This window comes from Streptomyces sp. CA2R106, from assembly GCF_037034245.1.
Lineage (GTDB): Bacteria > Actinomycetota > Actinomycetes > Streptomycetales > Streptomycetaceae > Actinacidiphila.
Window position 1 is genome coordinate 1 of record NZ_JBAGKC010000126.1, and the last position, 1,057, is coordinate 1,057.

Annotated in this window: 1 protein-coding gene; it reads right to left on the reverse strand. The window is 74.7% G+C overall.

What is annotated here, in order from left to right; genetic code table 11:
• Positions 1-1,033 (reverse strand): AMP-binding protein (locus tag WA788_RS35320; protein WP_335984560.1); only part of this gene is annotated, 1,033 nt, incomplete at its 3' end.
• Positions 1,034-1,057 lie beyond the last annotated feature (24 nt).

Genomic DNA, 1,057 nt, shown 5'->3' on the forward strand with positions numbered 1-1,057 from the left:
GCGTCGAGAGGCTCAACGCGCCCTCCGGCACGGCGGCGAGCACCGACGGGGGGACCGTGGCATGGGTGACGTGCAGGCGCGCGTCGGTGAGGGCGGCGAGCGGATCGGCGGCGGGTGGCAGCACCAGGGTGGCGCCGCACAGCAGGGCGGTGCAGATCTCCGACACGGAGGCGTCGAAGCTGGACGAGGCGAACTGGAGGACCCGGCTGCCGGGTTCGATCGCGAAGCGCTCGACCTGGGCTGCGACCAGGCTTGCCACGCCCGCGTGGCTGACGACGACGCCCTTGGGGCGGCCGGTCGAGCCCGAGGTGTAGATCACGTACGCCGGGTGCCGCACATCGAGCGGAACCCGCGGATCGGTCTCGGGCCGAGCGGTGGTCTCGGCCACCGTCGCGATGTCGTCGACCACGACCGAGGGCCGCGCGTCCGCCAGCATGAACGCGATCCGGGCGGCCGGGTACGCCGGGTCCACCGGCAGGTAGGCCGCGCCGGCCTTCCACACGCCCAGGGCGGCGACCACCGACTCCACCGACCGCGGCAGCGCCACCGCCACCACCTGCTCCGGGCCCACCCCCCGGGCGATCAGCTCATGCGCGAACCGGTTGGCCCACGCGTCGAGTTGACGATACGTCAGCTCGGTGTCACCGCGGACCAGCGCGACCGTGTCCGGCACCGCCGCCGCCCGCGCCCCGAAGGCCCGCGGCAGCGGGAGGGCGGCGACATCCCGATCGGTCGCGTTGTCCTGCTCCAGCAGCCGGTGCCGCTCGTCGGCGTCGAGCAGGCCGATCGCGCCGATCGGCTGCTCCGGGTCGGCGGTGACGGCCCGCAGCAGGCGCGTCCAGCGGCGGACCAGGGCGGTGACCGTCGAGCGGTCGAACAGGTCGGTGGCGTACTCGGCGGTGCCGGCGACGCCGGCCGGGCTGCCGTCGGCGGCGAACTGCTCGGCCAGGCTCACACCGAGGTCGAACTTGGCGGTGCCGGTCGCGACCGCGTAGGTGGCGACGTCCAGGCCGGGCAGTGAGAAGCGCCCCATCGGCGCGTTCTGCACGGCGAGGAT